The organism is Pareuzebyella sediminis, from assembly GCF_008367235.1.
Lineage (GTDB): Bacteria > Bacteroidota > Bacteroidia > Flavobacteriales > Flavobacteriaceae > Pareuzebyella > Pareuzebyella sediminis.
On sequence record NZ_VTZS01000001.1, the window covers coordinates 117,470 to 140,682 of the forward strand.

Annotated in this window: 16 protein-coding genes; all 16 read left to right on the plus strand. The window is 38.8% G+C overall.

The window, feature by feature from the left end; translation table 11 throughout:
• The first annotated feature begins 20 nt into the window (after positions 1 to 20).
• Positions 21 to 3,152 (plus strand): glycoside hydrolase family 2 TIM barrel-domain containing protein, encoded by a 3,132-nt coding sequence (locus tag F2B13_RS00540; RefSeq protein WP_394348951.1) that lies wholly within the window; start codon positions 21 to 23, stop codon positions 3,150 to 3,152.
• A 12-nt stretch (positions 3,153 to 3,164) separates the two neighbouring features.
• Positions 3,165 to 4,565: a glycosyl hydrolase family 16 gene (locus tag F2B13_RS00545; RefSeq protein ID WP_232625170.1), complete on the plus strand. Its 1,401-nt coding sequence runs from the start codon at positions 3,165 to 3,167 to the stop codon at positions 4,563 to 4,565.
• Positions 4,566 to 4,616: 51 nt separating this feature from the next.
• Positions 4,617 to 5,435, plus strand: a complete 819-nt coding sequence (locus F2B13_RS00550; RefSeq protein ID WP_149302675.1) for a glycoside hydrolase family 16 protein — start codon at positions 4,617 to 4,619, stop codon at positions 5,433 to 5,435.
• An 11-nt stretch (positions 5,436 to 5,446) separates the two neighbouring features.
• Positions 5,447 to 7,480, plus strand: a complete 2,034-nt coding sequence (locus F2B13_RS00555; protein WP_149302678.1) for a carbohydrate binding domain-containing protein — start codon at positions 5,447 to 5,449, stop codon at positions 7,478 to 7,480.
• A gap of 184 nt (positions 7,481 to 7,664) precedes the next feature.
• Positions 7,665 to 8,801 carry a glycoside hydrolase family 16 protein gene (locus F2B13_RS00560; RefSeq protein ID WP_149302681.1) on the plus strand — a complete coding sequence of 379 codons (1,137 nt, stop codon included), beginning with the start codon at positions 7,665 to 7,667 and terminating at the stop codon, positions 8,799 to 8,801.
• Positions 8,802 to 9,048: 247 nt separating this feature from the next.
• On the plus strand, positions 9,049 to 12,522 hold the full coding sequence (locus tag F2B13_RS00565) for a hypothetical protein (protein WP_149302684.1): 3,474 nt from the start codon (positions 9,049 to 9,051) through the stop codon (positions 12,520 to 12,522).
• 207 nt (positions 12,523 to 12,729) lie between these two features.
• Positions 12,730 to 12,888: a hypothetical protein gene (locus F2B13_RS20330; protein ID WP_198440055.1), complete on the plus strand. Its 159-nt coding sequence runs from the start codon at positions 12,730 to 12,732 to the stop codon at positions 12,886 to 12,888.
• 37 nt (positions 12,889 to 12,925) lie between these two features.
• Positions 12,926 to 14,425 carry an MFS transporter gene (locus tag F2B13_RS00570; protein ID WP_149302688.1) on the plus strand — a complete coding sequence of 500 codons (1,500 nt, stop codon included), beginning with the start codon at positions 12,926 to 12,928 and terminating at the stop codon, positions 14,423 to 14,425.
• Positions 14,426 to 15,137: 712 nt separating this feature from the next.
• Positions 15,138 to 16,259, plus strand: a complete 1,122-nt coding sequence (locus F2B13_RS00575) for a glycosyltransferase family 4 protein (RefSeq protein WP_198439868.1) — start codon at positions 15,138 to 15,140, stop codon at positions 16,257 to 16,259.
• Positions 16,260 to 16,360: 101 nt separating this feature from the next.
• Positions 16,361 to 17,377, plus strand: coding sequence for a UDP-N-acetylglucosamine 4,6-dehydratase (inverting) (pseB, locus tag F2B13_RS00580; protein ID WP_149276964.1), 1,017 nt, complete (start codon positions 16,361 to 16,363; stop codon positions 17,375 to 17,377).
• A complete protein-coding gene (gene pseC, locus F2B13_RS00585; RefSeq protein WP_149302691.1) occupies positions 17,374 to 18,558 on the plus strand; it encodes a UDP-4-amino-4,6-dideoxy-N-acetyl-beta-L-altrosamine transaminase in 1,185 nt (394 codons plus the stop codon). The genes pseB and pseC overlap by 4 nt, the downstream gene beginning before the upstream one ends.
• A complete protein-coding gene (locus F2B13_RS00590; RefSeq protein ID WP_149302694.1) occupies positions 18,548 to 19,177 on the plus strand; it encodes an LbetaH domain-containing protein in 630 nt (209 codons plus the stop codon). Before pseC ends, F2B13_RS00590 begins: the two co-directional genes overlap by 11 nt.
• A gap of 5 nt (positions 19,178 to 19,182) precedes the next feature.
• On the plus strand, positions 19,183 to 19,713 hold the full coding sequence (locus F2B13_RS00595) for a GNAT family N-acetyltransferase (protein WP_149276967.1): 531 nt from the start codon (positions 19,183 to 19,185) through the stop codon (positions 19,711 to 19,713).
• On the plus strand, positions 19,706 to 20,575 hold the full coding sequence (locus tag F2B13_RS00600; protein ID WP_198440056.1) for an aldo/keto reductase: 870 nt from the start codon (positions 19,706 to 19,708) through the stop codon (positions 20,573 to 20,575). Before F2B13_RS00595 ends, F2B13_RS00600 begins: the two co-directional genes overlap by 8 nt.
• Complete coding sequence (locus F2B13_RS00605; RefSeq protein ID WP_149302700.1) at positions 20,566 to 22,635, plus strand: aminotransferase class III-fold pyridoxal phosphate-dependent enzyme; 2,070 nt, start codon at positions 20,566 to 20,568, stop codon at positions 22,633 to 22,635. Before F2B13_RS00600 ends, F2B13_RS00605 begins: the two co-directional genes overlap by 10 nt.
• 6 nt (positions 22,636 to 22,641) lie before the next feature.
• Positions 22,642 to 23,211, plus strand: a complete 570-nt coding sequence (locus F2B13_RS00610; protein WP_149276970.1) for a GNAT family N-acetyltransferase — start codon at positions 22,642 to 22,644, stop codon at positions 23,209 to 23,211.
• Positions 23,212 to 23,213 lie beyond the last annotated feature (2 nt).

The window sequence follows — 23,213 nt, forward strand, 5'->3', positions numbered from 1 at the left end:
AACAACCTTAAAAGCTATCAATGAATTCAAATCGAGGCATATCCCTTACACTAGTTTTTCTGTTTTTTATGACATTGGCTTTGGCCCAATCCAACAGTGTTGTGGTACGCCAAAATGATGAAGGATCAAAATTGGTTGTCAATGGAGAAGACTATATGATTAATGGCATGAATTGGGATTATGTCCCTATCGGTACGAGTGTTGTTAATTACAGTTTATGGAAACAGCCTGATGATATTATCAAAGCGGCCCTAGATGCTGAAATGGGGCTATTACAGAATATGGGTGTAAATACTATACGTCAATATGAAGGGGTACCACCAAAGTGGATTCAGTATATCTATGAGAACTACGGTATATACACTATGATCAACCACTCCTTTGGTCGCTATGGGCTTACCATCAAAGGCACATGGGTGCCAAATACAGATTATGCCGACCCTGACACGCAACAAATACTTTTAACGGAGGTATCGGAATTGGTTAAGAAATATAAGGGCACCCCCGGGTTGCTTATGTACTTGTTGGGAAATGAAAATAACTATGGGCTATTTTGGGACGGTGCGGAAACTGAGGATATTCCGATTGAAGAAAGAAGATCAACCCAACGGGCAAGGGCCATGTACCAGATGTTTAACAAGGCAACCCAGGTACTAAAGTCTATTGACAGCTCGTTACCTGTGGCCTTGTGTAACGGAGATTTACTCTTCATAGATATCATCGCCGAAGAATGTATAGACATTGATATATATGGAACCAATATGTACCGCGGTATTTCTTTTACGGATGCCTTTAAGACAGTTAAGGACAAATTGAACAAACCTTTGATGTTCTCTGAATTTGGTGCAGATGCATTCAATGCAATCGAAAACCGGGAAGATGAACGTGCACAGGCCTATTACATGTTAGGAAATTGGAAAGAAATTTATGAAAACGCATCGGGGATGGGCAAAGTCGGCAATTCTATTGGTGGTTTCACCTTCCAGTTTAGTGATGGTTGGTGGAAGTTCGACCAGACTAAGAATTTTGATATTCATGACAACAATGCGTCATGGTCTAACGGAGGATATCAAAAAGACTTCATAGAGGGAGAGAATAATATGAACGAAGAGTGGTTCGGCATATGCGCCAAGGGACCATCAAATGAAAGGGGGCTATATGATTTATACCCCCGAGCAGCCTACTATGCACTTAAAGAGGCACATCAATTAAATCCATATGCAGAAGGGGTAACGCTTGATTTGGTTGAAAATCATTTTACTAATATCGGCTTAATGGATGCGGTCTTGAGAGCACGTGGCGACAAAGCTGCGCTAGGAGGTTCTGCGCATAAAATCAGCATCAGCAATTTAAGGGCCGAATTTACAACTTTCAATACAGGAGGTAGTTTGATCACTACACCCAATGGTCCGGACCCAAATGAAACTACCTACCCAGATCAGCTTGGCTTTGATCACATGCAATCCTACTACGTTGGTGTTCAGGGTAATCCTACCTCCAACATGCGTGCAAATGTAAATTTTAATATTATTGGTAACGTGGCTACCAATCCTATAGACGAAATATTCTATGAAAACAGGGCGAGGCCCCGAAGCGTTTCTACGGATGAAGGTCCTTTAGAAATTTCGGACTGGAATAGAGTTCAAGTATATAGCGCCGAATATTCTTGGAATACAAAAAATTTCGACTTAAGGGGGTTTTATAGAACGGGCCACTACCATTGGGGCTATGAAGGTGATTTTTTCGGTCTTTATCGAGAAGCAAATTATGGCCCTAATCTCGATATTTATAATGGTGAGATAAGTGGTTTCGAATTAGATGGCAAAAAAGCGATCAACGGTTTAAAAGTCGCTTTCGGTCCTCAGCTATGGTGGGGTGCGAACCCTGCCTTTCTTTTGAAATATGCCAGAAAAATAGGCCAATTTGATATAGCTGCTGTATATCATGAAGATATATCCGACGCGCCTGAGGTAGTTACCTCGAATTTTATTCCACAACCAAAAACACGTAGAGCTACTATATATGCAAAAAGGGAAATTGGAAACTTGGGTGTTGAAATCGGAGGTATATGGGGCGGTCAGCCTCTCAATGGTAGAAGTTTTCAAATTGCACAGGGTGAACCAGGAAACTACACGATAATTACCGATGAAATAAATGTCGGTGACAATTGGGGAGGTAAAGCGAAAATAACCTATTCAAAAGGAGCGTTTAACTGGTATGCGCAGGGGGCGGCCATGGGTTTGGTGGCTAATGGCGGTGCAGATCAAACGCAAACATTTACCGGTTGGAAATTAAAAGATTCCGGTAGCGGAAACCAGACTAACTTTCTTACTGGGTTCACCTATACCTTTGGTAAACTCCAAATTGCCCCAAACTTTTTATGGCAGAAACCCATTGTAGCGGCAATGCCTAATGATGTTGAAGCACCTGGTCGACTGAGAAATATACAAGACGACCCGTTTGCGGTTAGGTCAAATAGGGAAACAACTGCCGGTGAGCTTTTGCTGACCTATGATCCCACACCTGCTACCTGGATGTATCAATGGGACAATGACAGGGCCGAAGATGCAAAATTGGCCATAAGTGCCGGATTTGTTTATCGCCACCATCCTACGGCCCAAGATGCGGCAATTGGTTTTTTAGCCAATCGTACACTATTTGCATTTCCAAATTCTGCACCCGCAGAGGATTTATGGGAAGCCCATACACGCCTAGTATCGAAGGTAAGTACTGACCTTGGGCTTATCGCCAATATCTACGCTGGCAATGGACAAGCGAATGGAAGTGATGAAAGGCTCATTCAGCGTGGCGGGGGTGACATTCGTGTTATTTATAAAAACATCAAAGTTGTACACTCCTTTAAAATCGATGATTGGGGTCCTTTCGACTATCATCGCGACTTCAACCTTACCTACCCCGTACAATTGATGTTAGACCTATCGACCACATTAGGGAAACCGGATTGGTTTATTCTACCCAATACAAAAATTGGAATACGCGGTACTTGGCGTTCTCTAAACGAATATTCGCCAAGGTATTTGCCCAATGTAGCACTCGAATTTGCAGAAGCACCTATTATTAGCCCCGTTGGATTCGATAATGGTAATGAATGGGAGATTAGAACGTATGTGCATATCAATATTGGGAAATAAATAGATAGACAGATGAAAAAAGAATTTTTCCTTAACTCAAAATACCCAATACTCCTTAGCTTAATCGTTGCAGTTGCATTAAGCTGTGAACGGGAACTTTCGGAAGAGGTTGAATTTGCAACTTTTCCTAACAATCCTGAGATTTTTATAGATGGTTTTAGTGGGGGCTTGCAGTATTTTCCATTTGCGGGCTCAAAATTCGACGCCTTTGATGTTGATACTGAAGTAAAATATTCAGGTACCTCATCGATGCGCCTTGATGTACCCAACTTTGGCGATCCAGGGGGCGCATATGCAGGAGCCATTTTTCCGGATCAAACAGGTCGGAACCTTACGGGTTTTGATGCATTGACATTTTGGGCCAAAGCCTCACAGGCCGGCACCATTAATGAAATAGGCTTGGGAAACGACTTCGGTGAAAATAAATACCTCGTAACCAAATCGAATCTTAGAATCAGTACAGCTTGGACAAAGTATATTATTCCTATTCCGAATCCAGAGAAACTTACTTTGGAAAAGGGCCTGTTTTGGTACGCTGAAGGGCCAGAGAATGAAAATGGGTATACCATCTGGATCGATGAACTGAAATATGAGCAATTAGGGACCATTGCACAACCTAGACCGGCTATTTTAAACGGTAAGGACGAAGTGCGTCAAGGTTTTCTAAATGATCAAACCGCCTTGAGTGGACTTACACAGACGTTTAATATGGCATCAGGCCTTAATGAAACCGTCTCTGCGGCTCCGGCATACTTTGATTTTAATTCTTCGGATGTGAATGTCGCGCAAGTAAGTGAATCTGGCTTGGTCTACATTTTGGGAACCGGAACCGCAAAGATTACCGCTAGCTTAGGCGGTATTTTGGCAAATGGTTCGTTGACACTCAATGTTTCCGGGAGTTTTGATTTTGCTCCAACACCTTCTAGGGCCGAAAGTGATGTCATTTCCATATTTAGCGATGCGTACGATAATGTACCTGTAGACTTTTACAACGGTTTTTGGGAGCCCTTTCAAACCACGGAATCGGATGACTTTTCGATCGATGGAGATCATATTCTGAATTATACCAATTTCAATTTTGTGGGTAACCAGTTTAGTAATCCAACCGTAGACGCAACTTCAAAACCCAATTTTCACGTCGACATTTTTATTCCCGGTACAATAGATCCTGCAGTTAATTTATTGATTACGCTTAAAGATTTTGGTGCTGATGGCGCTGATGGAGGTGGAGACGATGAGATTCAGCAAATTTTCTTTGTAAGCTCGGATTTTGTGCAAGGCACATGGAACAGTTTCGATATCTCGATTACGTTGACAAACAAAAATAGAATTGGACAGATCATATATGAGAATATTAACGGTTCACCGTTGTCCAATTTTTATGTAGACAACATCTATTTCTTTAATGAATAGTTCGATCTCAAAATAAAATAGATAGCTGAATCGGATAAACAGAAAAAAAGAATGCAAACACTCTTATTTAAATATGCTTTTTTGGTGTCGATACTGCTAACAATCGTAAGTTGTTCCAATGACGATACACAAACGGTTGCTCAGTTCACAGAACTAGTGATGCAAGATGAGTTTGATGCCGATGGGGTTCCTGATAACTCAATTTGGACTTATAATATTGGAACTGATACAAACGGTTGGGGAAACAATGAATTGCAGTATTATACCGACCGTAGTGATAATGTGAAAGTAGAAAACGGTGTACTTGTAATTACGGCAAAAGAAGAATCGTTTAATGGTTCGCCGTACACCTCGGCCAGACTGTTGACGAAAGGATTATTTGAGCAGGCCTATGGGCGTTTCGAAGCTCGGATTCAATTACCTTATGGACAAGGTATATGGCCTGCATTTTGGCTGCTTGGTGCCGACAAGCAGGAAGAATGGCCCCAAATAGGTGAAATTGATATTATGGAATATCGAGGTCAGGAACCCACCAAAATATCGGGATCGGTTCACGGGCCTGGATACTCAGCTGCCGAAGCCATTACTAAGACTTACACATTACCTAACGATCGTTTTGATACCGGTTTTCACATATTCGGTATCGAATGGGCCCCGGACTATATTAATTTCTATGTAGATAATGTCTTGTATAATCAAATTACACCGGGCGATGTTACCGGCGAATGGGTCTTTGACCAACCCTTTTATATTTTATTGAACGTTGCCGTAGGGGGCTCTTTTGTGGGCTCACCAAACAACGAGACAATGTTTCCTCAGAGTATGTTAGTAGATTATGTGAGGGTCTACAAGAATGATAACTTAAACTAAAGAAGAGTACTATGAAAAAATTATTAAGTCAATTAAGGAAAATGTCATTACTAATTTTAGGCGTTTTTTTCCTTGGGTGTAGCAGTGATGACGGGGCTGCAGAGCTACCGAAGGTGGTTGCCGGATTTACCGTTACCCTCAACCAAGATACAGGTGCGGCAACCTTTAAGAATACCTCTACAAATGCCAAGACCTATTCATGGAGTTTTGGAGATGGAAATACATCTACGGAGGTTAATCCCATTAAAATCTTTACCGAAGGCACATATACGGTTAGCTTAAAGGCCTCAAATGAGGCTGGGGCCTCGGATACCTTTGAAGATGAAATTATCGTAACTGTAACTGATGGTGGAGACGATGGGGACGGCGGTGATGTGACCTGTACTGAAGAAACGGCCCAATCGCTAAATGCAACAGATCTTAATTTGACTTTTCAAACTGACCCTACGGCTAGCATTGGCTCATTTGATGCCGGTTTGACCTGGATTGACAACCCTGATATCGATATTGACGTAAACGGTTCATGTAAAGTGGGTAAAATAGATAGAACAAGCGCTAATCCTTTTGCAAATAATCAGATTGAACTAGACACGAAATTAGATTTCAATGCAAATGGCGGCCTTACAATGAAAGTTTGGTCTCCTACGGCTGGAACGAATGTTATGATCAAATTAGAAGATCAAAGCGATGCAGGTTCCTTTATAGAGATACCTGTTATAACAACTCAGGCAAGCGCTTGGGAAGAATTGACTTTTCCGGTGGCAAGTACCGAAAGTGGCAAGTATGATTTAATCATTTTGTTTTTTGAAGTGAATACCGCTACTGTAGAAACTTACTTTATAGATGACCTGACCTTATATCCGTGTACCGAAAACTGCGAAGATGGCGGAGATGGTGGTGATGGAGGCGATGGCGGAGATGGAACCGATGAAAATAATTTGATATCCAATGGCGGTTTTGAAACCGGAGATAGCTCGGGTTGGGAAACATCTCTGGCAGGCAATAGTGGGGTTTTTACCGTTACTGATGCCGCTTCTAAATGTGATACGTACTCAGGTAGTTTCAATTCCGATACAGCACAATTAATGGTAATCAGACAAGCTAATATTGGTGTGGGTGTAGTAACCCCGAACAGCAATATTACCATTTCATTTGATTTACGCGGAACAGCTGGGGATGGTGGTGTTTTTATCGCACAGTTATTTTCTGAATCAATCGCCGATGGGGTTACAAAAACTGATATACTCAATAACTCCATGCCAATTCCCTTAACGGAAAATTGGACAAGATATAGCTTTACTACCACTACCGGGCCCGATGTTTCAAACGGAGTTAGCCTTTTATTGAAATCAGAATGCGGTGCAGTCGAGGGATGTATTGTCGAAGCCAATATTGACAATGTCTATGTCGCCGTAGGGACCAATGGTGGCCCCGCATGTTATAGCGGTACAGATGGTAGCGACAATGGCGGTGGAGATACTGGTGGCGACAACGGTGGTGGAGATACTGGTGGTGGTACCGGTACCGGAGACGAGTTTACAACAAATGGCGATTTCGAAACGGGAGACCTTTCCGGTTGGACCACATTCGTAGATAACATAACAGGGGCGTCTTTCGAGGCCACCGATACGCAAGCCAATGGTGGTACCTTCTCCGGCAATCTCGTAGCAGATTTTGAGGCAGGTAGTGGTGGTCCTGTTGACGCGGTAGTTAAACAAGCAAATATTGGGGTCGGCGTGGTGACCCCAAATACCGAATACGTCGTTTCATTCGACATGCGAGGAACACTATCTGGGGATGGCGGTGTGTTTTTTGCAGAATTTTTCTCTGAGCTAGGTACAGAGGGGGTTTCCAAAGCCGAAATCCTTACGGGTGGTCCAATTCCACCGACCGATACTTGGAGTACCTATTCCTTCAACGTTATGACAGGTAGTGACGTCTCAGGGGGTATAACCTTGCAATTGAAGTCTGCGTGTGGTCCTATTCAAGGGTGTGCCGTAGATGTATATGTTGATAATGTATCCGTTAAGCTTGTTGCCAATTAATTTTGTGGTGGTAGAAACCTATTATGTCTACATATATCAACAAAAGATTCGTAAAGGAACAAGAAAGTATAGTACGATAAGTAGACCATAGATAATTTTGAATTCTTATTTAGAGGGGGCGCATATCATGCCCCCTTTTTAAACCAGAAATGATACCAGAATAGAAATAAATAGTAAAGCCGAGATGCGCAATGGATTTTTTTGGTGTAATAGGATATTGGAATTCATACTCGTCGCAATGTTGAGCTCGTGTTCAACTACAAATACGACCGATGAGCCCATTGAAGACGATATCGTACCAACAAATATGACCTGGTCTATAAAGCTAATTGGGTCAGACAAAAATACCCCAAACGGTGATGGATCTGGTATGATCTTGTGCAAAGCATTTGCTGAGAATGCGGTTCGCTATGGATTAAAAATTGATGACCGACCAGAATTGGAAAACACAACCGGAGAATATGAATACACTTTTAAGAAAAACGGTATTAATAAATATACGGTAAGGGTTTCGGCGTATTCAAGTACCGGTAATATAATTAGTGTATCAAATATCATTGAAATATTGGTTATTGAAGGGGAAGAGCAAGCCCAAGACTCTAATATGGTATGGTCAGATGAGTTTGATTCTGACGGTCCTGTAAGCACTGATAATTGGTTTTCAGAAACAGTTCCTCCCAATAATGGGAGTTGGTTTAATGCCGAGCAACAGCATTATACAAATAGAGTTGATAATGCTTATGTGTCTAACGGTACATTAAAAATTGTGGCAAAAAAAGAGAAATATACAGCCTTTAATTCGACTAAAAATTACACCTCGGCCCGTTTGAATTCCAAATTTTCATTTACCTATGGGCGCATTGAAATACGTGCCAAACTACCAGCAGGAGGAGGTACTTGGCCAGCAATTTGGACTTTGGGATCTAATATAACCAGTGTAGGTTGGCCATCTTGTGGAGAAATAGACATCATGGAACATGTGGGAAACAATGTGGGAAAGGTCTCAAGTGCTATTCAAACTCCAGCAAGTCATGGGAATACAGTAAACGTAGAATTTTTAAACATCGAAAATGCCACCATCGATTTTCATGTTTATGTCGTCGATTGGACTTCCGATAAAATGGATTTTTATGTAGACGACAGGCTGTTCTACACGTACAACCCAACTGTTAAAAATAGTGCTACCTGGCCTTTTGATGCTAATCAATTTATTCTATTGAATATTGCAATGGGAGGAACACTGGGGGGGAATATCGCCAGTGAATTCAACAGTGCTACCATGGAAATTGATTATGTAAGGGTATTTCAGAAAGTCAAATAATCTATTATTGGTCATTGAATACGACTCAATTTCATCTATTCCATAAGTTCAATTTGCTTGCGCTTTACGAATATTGGCAACCTATAAAATAATACTCTGCCCAGTTCTTGCCGTGTTGGGTACCAGTACAAAAGTGAAGGGTATGGGTTCTTATGAGCATCAATATAGCAAAGAAGAAAAGGGCAGGTATTAAGAAATACTTTTATCCCGTTTTCTCAAACATTATAAATGGCCGAACAATTAAAGAATGAAGACAAGTGATATTTATTTAGGGAATTCAAAACTAACTTTTGATCAAAAGGAGATTGGTGGTCAATTGGTACGGTTTGAAAATGAAGACTATTATCGAATTTCGAACTACGATGGCATGCGCCCTTTCTTTATGAGTATCATTAGCCATTCAAATCATTGGATGTTCATTTCTAGTAACGGTGGGCTTACTGCCGGGCGTAAAAATTCAGATTTCCCACTGTTTCCCTATTATACCGACGATAAAATTACGGAATCGTCCCATGTTACCGGAAGTAAAACTATGATGCAAATCCGTTCTGGAAATCGCACTTTTATTTGGGAGCCTTTTTCTAAAGAATATGCAGGCATATACAATATTCATAGAAACTTATACAAGAATCGCTATGGTAACAAAGTCGTTTTTGAAGAAGTAAATGAAGATTTAGGTCTTGTTTATAGATATCATTGGAATTCCAGTGACCAATATGGTTTTGTAAGAAAGTCAACACTTATTAATACAAGGCAAAAAGAGGTACACATTAAAATCTTGGACGGGATTCAAAATATTATGCCCTATGGTGTCCATTCAGATTTGCAAAATGCATATAGCAATCTTGTTGACGCCTATAAAAAAAGCGAATTAGAAGCCGATATTGGACTTGGTATTTATTCGTTGAGCGCAATTATTGTGGATAGGGCAGAACCAAGCGAGGCGTTAAAAGCGACTACGGTTTGGTCGGTTGGAATTGAAAATGGCAGATATTTAATTTCTTCCCTTCAGTTAGATGCTTTTAGAAAAGGAAACCCAATTACTCAAGAAGTAGCTGTAAGAGCAGAAAAAGGAGCATATTTTGTAAGCACCGATATACTACTACGGGCCGAAGCTGAAAAAAGTTGGTTAATAATAGCCGATGTTGATCAATCGATGGTCGACATAAGTAAGATCTCGGAGAAAAAGAAAAACGGGGAAAATCTTATTGAGTCGGTTCTTGCAGACATTGAGATGGGCTCAAAACAGTTAATAACGCTTAGCGGGGCTGCCGATTCATTACAGGTAACGACCGATAAATTGAGGGATACCAGACACTTTGCCAATACCCTGTTCAATATTATGCGAGGTGGCATTTTTGATCATCATTACCAAATAGAAAAAACCGATTTCATAAAATATATTAAAGGGGCGAATATAGAGCTTTATACTCAAAAGAAAGAGGTATTGGAACATCTGCCTGAACACTTTGCGCTTCAATATCTACGACGACTCTCCGATCAACAAGAAGATACTGATTTCAAGCGACTCGCGTTTGAATATATGCCTTTAAAATTTAGCAGAAGACATGGTGATCCAAGTAGACCTTGGAATAAATTCTCAATAAATATAAAAGCCGAGGATGGCACAAAAGTATTGGACTATCAAGGAAATTGGCGCGATATTTTTCAGAATTGGGAAGCGCTTGCTCATTCTTATCCGGCGTTTATTGAAAGTATGATCTACAAATTTCTCAATGCATCAACTTTCGATGGCTATAACCCATACCGCGTTACAAAAGATGGATTTGATTGGGAAACCATAGAACCTGATGATACTTGGTCGTATATTGGATACTGGGGGGATCACCAAATCATTTACCTTCTGAAATTCCTGGAATTTATTGAACGTTATTTTCCCCAGAAACTGGGTTCCTATTTCAATCGGAAAATCTTTGTATATGCCAATGTTCCCTACAAAATTAAAAGTTACCCGGAGATCCTAAAAAATCCGAAGGACACCCTCATTTTTGACAAGAAATTAGATTCGGAAATCAATCAAGAGCGCTTAAAAATCGGTGCCGATGGTGCATTGCTTAAACATGGTGCCAAGGCTGTATGTAAAGCTAATTTAATAGAGAAATTATTGGTGCCCGTGTTGGTGAAGTTATCGAATTTTATTCCCGAAGGCGGTATATGGATGAATACACAAAGGCCGGAATGGAACGATGCCAACAACGCCTTAGTGGGTAACGGTGTTTCTATGGTTACCCTCTACTACTTAAGACGATTTTTGAATTTTTTGAAAAAAATAGTTCATAATACTCCAGATGAAAATTATGAGGTTTCAGAAGAACTTCACACCTTTTTCACGAGAGTTACGGCTACTCTCATTAAGAATTTTACCATCCTTTCCGGAAAAATATCAGATACAGATAGAAAATCGGTACTAGATGGGCTGGGCAATGCAGGCAGTGCTTACAGAAATACCATTTATAAAAACGGATTTAGTAATACAAATAAGCGTATTTCGAAAACGGATTTGTTGCAGTTTATTGAAATCAGTTCAAAATACCTAGATCACAGTATCGAAGCGAACAAACGGGTGGATAAATTATACCATGCCTATAATTTAATGTCCATTGAGAATGATACTGAAATTTCAATCACATATCTGCCGGAAATGCTTGAAGGCCAAGTCGGTGTTTTAAGTTCAGGGTATCTTTCGGGAGAAGCATCCCTAGAACTTTTGAACGCACTAAAAAATAGCAAACTTTTCAGACCGGATCAGTACAGTTATATACTATATCCAAATAAAGAACTCCCAAGATTTTGTGACAAAAATAATATTCCTTGTGAATACATAAATAAATCAAAGCTTTTACAAAAACTTTTAGAAGACGGTAACGTTCAAATTGTTGAGAGGGATCTAAAGGGGAACTACCATTTTAAAGGCACTTTCAACAATGCAGATAGTGTAAAGCGTGCTTTAGATCAATTATCCGAAGAACGGTACGGCGATCTCATAAAAAAGGATAAAGAACATTTGCTAAATACTTTTGAAGAGGTCTTTGACCACAAATCGTTTACTGGCCGATCAGGAACCTTCTTTGGGTATGAAGGTTTGGGCTCGATTTATTGGCATATGGTTTCAAAATTGCTATTAAGCGTTCAGGAGACTTGTTTGCTGGCCTTAAAAAAGAACGAAAATGAGATGGTCACGGAAGGATTGGTACACCATTATTACGAAATAAATGCCGGCATCGGTGTTCATAAATCTCCAGAATTATACGGAGCCTTCCCTACGGACCCCTACTCACATACGCCCGCAGGTAAGGGAGCCCAACAACCCGGTATGACTGGGCAGGTGAAGGAAGATATTCTCAGCAGATTTGGAGAATTAGGTGTCGTCGTAACCGATGGAAAATTAGAATTTAATCCCTGTTTGTTGCGAAAAGAGGAGTTTTTAAAAACCCCAACAACTTTTGAATATATAGCAATAGATAACAAAACAAAGAATCTTTATTTAAGTAAAGACTCCCTTTGTTTTACCTATTGCCAAGTTCCCATTATTTATGAATTAGCGACAAAGGAGGGTATAAAAGTATTCTTCGATAATGCCCCAACGCTCGAATTTGAAGGCCTAACGCTCGATAATCGAATAAGCGATAAGATTTTTAAAAGATCAGGGGCTATTGATAAAATTTTTGTTTCCCTAAAAATTAGACAAGGGTTGGCCTGATGCGTTACAATTTACGTAAGGGCTCATGTCTCCCTTTATTCATTACTGGCCAAGATTAAAATATTAGGAAGTACATATGGAAATAAAAAACTATTTGCTTTATAGTGATTACGTTGGTTGTTCATGTAAAGGAGAACTACAAAAGAGAGCATAGCGCCCATGGCGACAAAAGTATGGGTTTGAGCGCAAAATAAATATTCGACAACCATGAATATTCGGCCAAGTCTTATGGAAGATGGAAATGTAGATCAGGATATAAAGTCCACTTTAAAAGAATTAAGAGAAGGTTTGAAAATATTGACTGTCCTAGGGGAGAACATAGTGCGCACCTATAAGGTGCATCCGAGAGCTTCAAAGGAGGCCTGAAATATATTAACGAGAATACAATCTAAAATTATTAAAAATGAAAAATACCGCAACAAGGGCCATAGCTAAAGTGCATTTGAGTCAAAAAATCGCTTTCGGGCTAGGAATGCTTGCAAACCAGATGTTTCCTGCAGCTCTCGGAATTTTCATGGTTGTGTTGGTTCAAGATTTAAAATTTCCCGGATGGATGTGGGGCATCCTATTTTTCCTTCCTAGGGTTTTTGACGCAATAACTGACCCTATAATGGGGTTTATTTCAGATAACACAAGGTCGGTTTGGGGAAGAAGAAGGCAGTACGTGTTTATTGGTGCCGTCATCATGGGTATCTCTTTCGTTCTAATGTGGCAATTGTACAGGGAAGACGGAATAGACTTCAATTTCATTTACTTTCTCCTTTGGTCGTTCGTGTTTTATTTAGGGTTGACGGTTTTTAGCGTACCGTATGTGGCTATGGGCTATGAGATGAGCGATGATTTTCATGAACGTACCAATATTATGGCCGTGGCTCAGTGGATAGGACAATGGGCATGGGTAATAGCACCATGGTTTTGGGTTGTGATGTATGATCCCGAATGGTTTCCCAATGCAGATACGGCAACACGAACATTGGCTATTTGGGTAGGTGTGGCCTGTGCGATTTTGGCCATGATTCCAGCCCTATTTATAAAAAGCAAGTCGACAAAAGATGATACGAATCTTAGGCCCCTTAATTTGAAGAACATCGGGAGTAGTTTAAAGGAAATTGTAAAAGGCTTTCAAGAGGCTTTTAAAATTGGAGCATTCCGGAAACTTTGTGTTTCAACATTCTTGATTTTCAACGCCTTCAATACAATTGCCAGCTTTTCCTTTTTTATAATCGTTTACTACTTATTTAACGGAGATGCAGGTGCAGCCGGTATTTGGCCCACTCTTTTTGGGTGCATCGGGGCCTTAGGTACGACTTTTTTAGTAATACCAATTGTAACAGGGATGTCTAAAAAAATAGGTAAAAAAAACGCCTTCTTAGTTTCTCAAGGAATATCCGTCATTGGGTATACCATGCTTTGGTTTCTTTTTATACCTGGAAAACCATATATGTTCTTATTTGCCCTTCCCTTCTTCTCTTTCGGAATTGGAAGTCTGTTTACACTGATGATGTCAATGACTGCCGATGTTTGTGATTTAGATGAATTGAATACAGGTAAAAGAAGAGAAGGTATTTTTGGGGCCATTTACTGGTGGATGGTTAAGTTCGGTTTTGCAATTGCCGGCTTGTTGACCGGTGCAATTATGACATTGGTAGGTTTTGCTCCAGATGCTGATAATTCAGGTACCGCGGTAACCGGATTGAGAATTTTCTACTCTGGTCTTCCAATATTAGGGACTCTTGCAGCTATTTACGTTATGCGCAATTATGATCTCACTGAAGAAAAAGCCCGCGAAATAAGTACCGAACTAGCCAATCGAAAAGCAGATATTAATAGTCTGAAATTAGAAAACCCTGCGGGCTCACCGCTTAAAATTTCACTTAACGAAGTTGCCGGTCAAAACATCTAAGGTTTTGGTAGTGTAACAAATTGATCCGGTCAGGTATCACTTTATCCTGTTCGTTCTAGTACAATGTTGGTTTTAATTACCGATGTGCTTCTCATAAAAAATAGTATAATAAAGAATGAAGGAAATTAGTACTGGTAGTATGGGCAATGAAAAACTAAATTTAGCGAGCAAAGTAAACGAACTCTAGATTAGAATTGCAGTGTATTCCGATTTTCCATGATAGGTAAAAAAGTTTTTTTCAAAACATTGTGCCATTTATTTTTCTTTTATAATGGTATTTCCCATTCTTGATATCCCCAACAAATCAAACACATTAAAAGCACCGCCTCGTGCTATTTGCTAATGTATATGACCGTAATCAAACAAAATAATTGATGGTTTTAGAAATATCCAATCCTTAAAATGAGAAAAACATAATAAAAGCAACTTCATTTTACGGTTACAATAGTATACAAAGTCTAAAATACCTCAACATTAGCTCTACCAAACCGAATTTTTCATCGAAAATAGCACTACACATTCTTTGGTCTTACCACAGAAGATGTAAGTATTTACATCTTCGTTGTTGTTGGGATATATGAAATATCTAAGTAATGGGCATTTCATCGATTTTTTATAAAACTATATGAAACTAAACCTTGTATGTATAGTTTGTTTATACCATAAGATAATGATAATCAAGTACCCTAGGTCTATATTTATATCACACCATATGAAAAAAATTATGAATATCGTATACCTTACTGCCCTGGCAACCTTAATTGGATCATTTGTCATGGTGATGTACTTAATACCGAAAATCAAATACATTGTTGAACGTCGTAATTTGATTGATCACCCCGACAAAAGAAGTTCGCATAAAAACTTGACACCAACCATGGCAGGTGTTGCATTTTTTTTAACATTGATATTCGCCCTAAACCTTTTAGATACTTGGGACGTAGATGGTGTGGGCATTAATTTAATTGCAGCACTGACCATAATCTTTGCTTTGGGCCTAAAGGACGATTTGATTATATCTACTCCGAAGGCGAAAATTGGAGGCGAAATTTTAGCCATTTCCTTTATAATGTTTTGCAATTGTATGCAAATCACCTCTCTTGATGGCTTTTTAGGAATAAATGAAATATCGCCTTTGGTCTCTTATGTTTTGATTACGTTAATGATTTTGACCATCGTTAATTCGTATAATCTCATTGACGGAATTGACGGGTTGGCTTCAACCATAGGTATCGTGATTTTCAGCACTTTCGGGTTTATTTTCTTTATAGCCGGTTTACATTTTTATTTTATTTTTTGTCTTTGCTTAGTTGGTATGCAAGTAGCTTACCTAAGGTATAACCTATCGAAGACGAAAAAAATATTTATGGGCGATACTGGTTCCCTGACCATTGGGTTCTGTATTGGATTTCTGTCGCTCAAATTTTTATCCTTGGATGCGTTGGAATTATCCGCTTTGTCTTTTATACCCGAAAACAAACTCTTTGTCATAGTTTCTATACTTTTTATTCCTTTATTTGACACCCTGAGGGTAATTGGGGTTCGTCTAATGAATAAAAAGGGGCCTTTTACCCCGGATAAGAACCACATTCATCATGTTTTAATTGATTCTGGACTGTCACATGTTAAAGCCAGTGTGTTTTTGGGTTTTTTAAGTCTAGGTTTATCGGTCTTTTTCATCTCACTCTCATTATACATCAAAAGTTTTCAAATGCTAGTGGTTTTAGCAATTAGCTTTTTATTGCTACTTACCGTATTCGATAGGCTAAAAAACAATGTTAGAACGGAGAATAGGTTCAAATATTTAGTGAGGGCCATTCATTTCTTGTTTTAAAGTCCATGATCCATGTTGGTAAGGTGTTTACGAATTTGTAAGTAAGCCAATAAATAGACTGAGAAATAATGATTGAATCGCATCAAATTAATTAAAAAAATATGCTCAATAACAAATCTGTATTAATTACAGGAGGAACAGGTTCTTTAGGGAAAGCACTGACGGACAACATCTTCAAAAAATGGCCGAAAGTGAGACGTCTTGTCATTTTTTCCAGAGATGAACAAAAGCAGTTTCAAATGGCGCAACAGTATCCTGTTTCCGAATACCCCCAAATGCGTTTTTTTATTGGCGATGTGAGAGACAGGGAAAGATTGGTGCGGGCTTTTGAAGGAATTGATTATGTCATTCATGCCGCTGCCATGAAACATGTACATATAGCAGAGTATAACCCGAGCGAATGTGTGAAAACGAACGTGGGGGGAGCAGAGAATGTTATATACGCAGCTCTTCAAACCGGAGTTCAAAATGTTGTTGCACTTTCGACGGATAAAGCTTGTGCGCCTATTAATTTGTACGGTGCAACCAAATTAACTTCGGATAAGTTATTTGTTGCAGCAAATAATATTAGAGGAAAACACAACATTAAATTTTCAGTGGTTAGATATGGTAACGTTATGGGATCTAACGGATCTGTAATTCCTTTTTTCATGAGTAAACGTTCCGGGGGAGTTTTGCCAATTACCCTATCCGCAATGACCAGGTTCAATATTTCCTTACAGGGAGGGGTCGACATGGTGTTACATGCGATGAAAACAGCTTGGGGGGGCGAAATCTTTGTTCCCAAAATCCCATCTTATAAAATTACCGATGTGGCTCAGGCGATAGGCCCTAATTGTGAACACAGAATAATTGGAATTCGACCTGGAGAAAAAGTTCATGAAGAAATGATTACCTCTTCCGATTCGTTCTTTACTTATAACTTAGGTAAATACTTTGTTATAATTCCACAAACACCCATATGGAATTCTGCAGATTTTATATCCAACTTCAATGCTGAACTTGTTCCTAACGGGTTTACATATAACTCAGGAACAAATACAGAATGGGAAACCGTCGAGTCGTTGCGTTCTTTAATTAAAGAACATGTAGATCTAAATTTTAAAGTTGAGCAATGAATGCAATACCCTACGGGCGACAACATATAACTGAAGAAGACATTAAAGCTGTTGTCGAGACCTTAAAATCAGATTATCTGACCCAAGGACCACGGATAGCTGAATTCGAAAAAGCATTTGCCAATTATGTGGGTAGTAATTTTGCAGTGGCTGTTTCAAATGGTACGGGTGCCCTTCATCTATGTGCACTAGCTTTGGGAATTAATGAGGGTGACAAAGTCATTACAACGCCGATCACCTTTGCGGCATCCGCAAATTGTATTCGTTATTGTGGAGGAGAGGTTGTTTTTTCAGATATCGATCCTAATACTTATTTATTAGATATCGATAAAGTCAGACTACTCTTGGAGAATTCACCCAAAGGAACTTTCAAAGGAATTGTTCCAGTCGATTTTGCCGGAAGAGCCAACAATCTTGAAGATCTAAGAAATCTGGCCGATGAATTCGACCTTTGGATCATAGAAGATGCCTGTCATGCACCAGGAGGATCATTTCAAGACGTGAACGACGTCACACAATTTTGTGGTAATGGGCAGTTCGCAGATTTAGCTATCTTTTCCTTCCATCCGGTCAAGCATATTGCTTCAGGCGAAGGCGGCATGATTACCACTAATAATGAAGAACGATACCAAAAACTACTTCAATTACGTACCCACGGTATAGTCAGAAATACTGATTTGTATACAAATTCAATCGATTTGGCCGGTGGTAAAGAAGATTATCCAGGCTGGTATATGGAAATGCAAGACCTTGGATACAATTATAGGCTAACCGATTTTCAAGCCGCTTTGGGTCTAAGTCAACTATCACGCGCGAAAGAGGGTATAGCAAAACGACGAGAAATAGCGTTAAAATATTTCGATGCGTTCAAAAATGCCAAATTTATAAAAAGACAGTCGGGAATAGTTAATGGGCATGCTTATCATTTATATATAGTTGAAGTCGAGAATAGGCTAAGGCTTTACAACCATTTGCGCAGTAAAAATATTTATGCCCAAATTCATTATATACCATGCCACTTAATGCCTTATTACCAAGAATTAGGATATAAGGTAGGTGATTTCCCCTATGCTGAAAACTATTATAGGCATTGTATAAGCCTCCCCATGTTTCCACAACTAAATGAAGACGAGCAGGCTTATATAATACATGAAGTCAATTCTTTTTATAATGCTATTTGAAACCTCTAGAGAAGCAATTTTACAAGGGCTGAATAATCAGCTTTCTTCCTTTTTTACTATTTCGAAAGACGAAACTAGGCAGATGGAGTTGTTGAGCGAATTAGTTTTTAAGCGTTGCGAAATTTGCTTTTTGGGAAATACGAACAAGTACTATTCGAAAGCGGGAAGCGTCTATTTTAATCCATTTCATTCTGGACAATATACGGTCTTCTTATATTTTTTTTCTAATTCAGTTTATAAAGCAGGAAAAAATCATTGCAGACTCGCTGATAAAATATATTACCTAAATAAAATCATGAATTCTTGTGATTTGTTTTATGAAGTGGAATTACCCACAATATTTATGTTAGACCAGCCCGTAGGAACGGTACTTGGCAGGGCAAAATATGGTGAAAATTTTAAATTCACGCAGAACTGTACGGTTGGCAGTAATAATGATATTTCTCCAATTATCGGAAACGATGTGACCATGACCGCCAATTCAAAGATTTTTGGTAATTCTAAAATCGGCAAGAACGTGATAATTGGTGTGGACACTTGCATTAAGGATGAAGATATTCCTGATAACTCGTTGGTTTTCGGGCAATCACCAAATTTATTAATCAAACAAAGGAAGTGAAGCTTATGCGTTGTATTGATTTGACCTCAGAACGGCTGTTGCTAAAAAGACTTTCGGTGGACCACATATCGACCGCATATCTAAGTTGGCTAAATGATCCGGGAGTCAATAGGTATTTGGAAATTAAGGGGCGACAAACCTTAGAAATGTTAACATCATACGTTAAACAACATATTAACAATGGAGTCTATTTTTGGGCCATCCACTTAAAAGATTCAAATAAGCATATTGGCAACATAAAAATTGACCCGATAAACCTTGAGCAAAATTCTGGTGAGTATGGTATTTTAATGGGTGATAAAATAAATTGGGGTAAAGGATTTGCGAAAGAAGCATCATTAAGAATAATAGACTATTGCTTTGAAGAATTAAAATTGTCAAGATTGACGTTGGGGGTTATCGAAGACAATAGTACTGCTGTAAAACTCTACGAAAAAATCGGGTTCACCATTGACGAAGTCAAAATAAATACAGGGATATACAACCATAAGTGTTGCAATTCATTAAGAATGTCACTCCATGCCAAAAATGAATAATAGCAAGCTTATTTTGGGTACGGTTCAAATGGGCTTACCGTACGGTATTAACAATACAAAGGGTAAGGTTTCATTAAATGAAAGCCTTGAAATTTTGAATTATGCTTACGAAAATGGCATTGAAATTTTAGATACGGCGGAAGTCTACGGTAACGCACATCAAATAATCGGTGAATTTCATAAAAAATATGCGTCCAAAAAATTTCAAATAATTACGAAACTTCCAAATCAAGTAAAAGGTGATATCATTAAAAAAGTAACCAGCTTTTTAGATGAGCTAAGAGTTGGCCAATTACACGCCTTACTTTTCCATAGCTTTTCGAGCTTTGAAAATAATCAAAATAACTTCGGCGCTTTGGAGCAATTAAAATTTGAAAAAAAAATAAAAAATATTGGTGTATCCGTATATACCAACGAAGAAATTGAAAAGGTTATTCTAAATAAGGAAATTGACATTGTACAGGTGCCCTTTAATCTATTGGATAATGCCAATCTTAGAGGAGAAATTTTGGCAAAGGCAAGGTCCAAAGGAAAAACCGTTCATACGAGATCTGCGCTTCTACAAGGATTGTTCTTTAAAGATATCAATGACCATCATAAAGCGGTGAAAAACCTTAGGAATGAGTTAATTCTTATCGCTGATATTTCTAAAAAGTATAAGATCGCAACCTCAGCGTTGGCATTGGGTTATTGTATGCAGCAGCACACAATCGATAATGTATTGATTGGAGTAGATTCGATACATCAATTAAAAAAAAATCTCGAATCGGTAAATTATATAATTGGGCCTGTTGTTATCGATGAAATAAACGCCATCCATATAAAAGATACAAATTTATTAAATCCTTCATTATGGAATTAAAGACGATTCTGGTAACACAGGCGCGATTGGGAAGCACAAGATTACCTGGTAAGGTATTAAAAGAGGTAGAAGGAAAATCATTGCTTCAGATACATCTTGAAAGATTAAGTAAGTGTAAGAAAATTTCTGAAATAATCGTTGCCACCACGTGTAAAGAAGAAGATACAATAATTTACGATAACGCTACCAAATGGGGTTTTAAGGCCAGCAGGGGATCAGAGCTAGATGTATTGGACCGCTTTTACCAGGCAGTAAAGGATCATAATGCAGATTGGGTAGTAAGGGTAACCTCAGATTGTCCGCTTATAGATCCAGTATTGGTTGATGAAGTGATTACGTTCGTTCAAGAAAATAATAAAGATTATGGCTCAAATGGTTTAATCGAACATTTTCCAGATGGCCAAGATGTTGAGGTTTTTAAATTCTCGGCCTTGAAAATAGCCTGGAAAAATACAATGCTTTCCTCTGAACGGGAACATGTAACCCCATATATTAGAAACAATGCAGATAACAAAGGTGATAATCTCTTTAATTCGATCAATTACCCATGTGACCATGATTTTTCTAATATTAGAATGACGGTCGACGAGCCTAAAGATTTTGAATTGATCAAGATATTAATTGAAGATTTGGGAATTGAAAAATCATGGCTATCATATACAAATTATATCATCGAAAATGATTTGGACAAGATTAATGGTCAAATTATTAGAAATGAAGGCTTTTTAAAGTCATTAAAGCAAGATAAATTCATGGGTAAGGGACAAGAATTATACATAAAAGCAAAAACATTGATTCCCGGAGGAACAATGTTGCTTTCCAAAAGACCGGAAATGTTTTTACCGGATTATTGGCCATCTTATTTTTCAAAATCAAAGGGATGTAAAGTTTGGGACTTGGATGGCAATGAACTATTGGATATGTCAATCATGGGAATTGGCACCAACACCCTTGGGTATGGGAATGAAGAAGTTGATGTGGCAGTTATGGAAACGGTCAAGAAAGGTAATATGAGCACCTTGAATTGCCCTGAAGAGGTCTATTTGGCAGAAAAGTTAATTGAAATGAATCCTTGGGCTGATATGGTACGTTTTGCACGTACCGGAGGGGAGGCCAATTCAATTGCTATTAGAATTGCCCGTGCAGCCTCGGGTAAGGACAATGTTGCAATATGCGGCTATCATGGCTGGCATGATTGGTATTTATCCGCTAATCACAATGGAGGGGATGATCTGTCTGGACATTTAATACCAGGGCTGAGTCCGAAAGGAGTGCCTCGAAATCTAAAAAATACAGTATTTCCTTTTCACTACAATGACTTTAATGAATTAATGAACATTGTAGAAAATAACAATATCGGGGTTATTAAAATGGAGGTTATGCGAAATTTTGGCCCAGAAGATAATTTTTTACAGAAAGTAAGGGATTTGGCAAGTCGTAAAAATATCGTATTGATCTTTGATGAATGTTCCTCGGGGTTTAGGGAAACTTTTGGGGGCATATTTCAAAAATTTGGTGTTGAACCCGATATGGTGATGTTCGGAAAAACGATAGGTAATGGCTATGCTTTAACCGCGGTAGTTGGGAAGAAATCAGTAATGGAAGCGGCCCAAAACACCTTTATAAGCAGTACTTTTTGGACGGAGCGAATCGGTCCCACCGCAGCCCTTGCCACATTAAAGGTCATGGAAAGGGAAAAATCTTGGGAAACGATTACGAAAACTGGAAGTACTATGCAAAAAGGGTGGTTAAACCTAGCCGCTTTACATCAATTGGATATTACTGTTTACGGCCTGCCAGCAATGACCACTTATGGCTTTAATAGCCCTAACGCCGCCGCTTATAAAACATTTGTGACCCAAGAAATGTTGAAAAAAGGTATTTTGGCCAGTACCCATTTTTATGCCTGTACCGCGCACGAACCAAGACATTTAGAGCGCTACTTCAATACATTGGACGGTATTTATGCAACACTTCACAAATGTGAATCCGGCGAAATGAAGATTGAGGGTTTATTACAAGGACCTGTTTGCCACGGCGGATTTAAAAGATTGAATTAGAAGCTTATGAATGATAGCTACAAAGTTTTGAAGAAACAAACATTTAGCAAAGGTAACTATCGCATTGTTCCTATCCGAATGGAAGATAGATATGCCATATTACAATGGCGAAACGAGCAATTGTTTCATCTTAGGCAGAATCGGCCACTATCTAAAAAAGAACAAGATGCCTATTTCAGTACTGTTGTCGCAAATTTATTCAGTAATGAACAACCTGACCAAATTCTTTTCTCATATCTTGAAGGAGACACTTGCATAGGTTATGGTGGCTTAGTACATATAAACTGGACAGATCAAAATGCAGAAATATCTTTCATTACAAACACCATGATAGATAAGAAACGGTATGCATTTCAGATGTCTACATTTCTGACTTTGATCGCAGAAGTAGGTTATAAGGAATTGGGTTTTCATAAACTCTTCACCTATGCATTTGATGTAAGACCTGAGATTTATCCCATATTAGAAGAAAACGGATTTAAAAGGGAAGCGGTATTAAAGGAACATTGCTTGATTAGCGGAGCTTTCAAAGATGTAATTATACATACTAGGTTCAACACCTTGGAAAAAACTTGATT

Excerpts from the sequence above, each read along its gene's own strand:
- F2B13_RS00540 (WP_394348951.1), top strand. The coding sequence starts at position 21 with ATGAATTCAAATCGAGGCATATCCCTTACACTAGTTTTTCTGTTTTTT.
- F2B13_RS00545 (WP_232625170.1), top strand. The coding sequence starts at position 3,165 with ATGAAAAAAGAATTTTTCCTTAACTCAAAATACCCAATACTCCTTAGC.
- F2B13_RS00550 (WP_149302675.1), top strand. The coding sequence starts at position 4,617 with ATGCAAACACTCTTATTTAAATATGCTTTTTTGGTGTCGATACTGCTA.
- F2B13_RS00555 (WP_149302678.1), top strand. The coding sequence starts at position 5,447 with ATGAAAAAATTATTAAGTCAATTAAGGAAAATGTCATTACTAATTTTA.
- F2B13_RS00560 (WP_149302681.1), top strand. The coding sequence starts at position 7,665 with ATGCGCAATGGATTTTTTTGGTGTAATAGGATATTGGAATTCATACTC.
- F2B13_RS00565 (WP_149302684.1), top strand. The coding sequence starts at position 9,049 with ATGAAGACAAGTGATATTTATTTAGGGAATTCAAAACTAACTTTTGAT.
- F2B13_RS20330 (WP_198440055.1), top strand. The coding sequence starts at position 12,730 with ATGAATATTCGGCCAAGTCTTATGGAAGATGGAAATGTAGATCAGGAT.
- F2B13_RS00570 (WP_149302688.1), top strand. The coding sequence starts at position 12,926 with ATGAAAAATACCGCAACAAGGGCCATAGCTAAAGTGCATTTGAGTCAA.
- F2B13_RS00575 (WP_198439868.1), top strand. The coding sequence starts at position 15,138 with ATGAAAAAAATTATGAATATCGTATACCTTACTGCCCTGGCAACCTTA.
- pseB (WP_149276964.1), top strand. The coding sequence starts at position 16,361 with ATGCTCAATAACAAATCTGTATTAATTACAGGAGGAACAGGTTCTTTA.
- pseC (WP_149302691.1), top strand. The coding sequence starts at position 17,374 with ATGAATGCAATACCCTACGGGCGACAACATATAACTGAAGAAGACATT.
- F2B13_RS00590 (WP_149302694.1), top strand. The coding sequence starts at position 18,548 with ATGCTATTTGAAACCTCTAGAGAAGCAATTTTACAAGGGCTGAATAAT.
- F2B13_RS00595 (WP_149276967.1), top strand. The coding sequence starts at position 19,183 with ATGCGTTGTATTGATTTGACCTCAGAACGGCTGTTGCTAAAAAGACTT.
- F2B13_RS00600 (WP_198440056.1), top strand. The coding sequence starts at position 19,706 with ATGAATAATAGCAAGCTTATTTTGGGTACGGTTCAAATGGGCTTACCG.
- F2B13_RS00605 (WP_149302700.1), top strand. The coding sequence starts at position 20,566 with ATGGAATTAAAGACGATTCTGGTAACACAGGCGCGATTGGGAAGCACA.
- F2B13_RS00610 (WP_149276970.1), top strand. The coding sequence starts at position 22,642 with ATGAATGATAGCTACAAAGTTTTGAAGAAACAAACATTTAGCAAAGGT.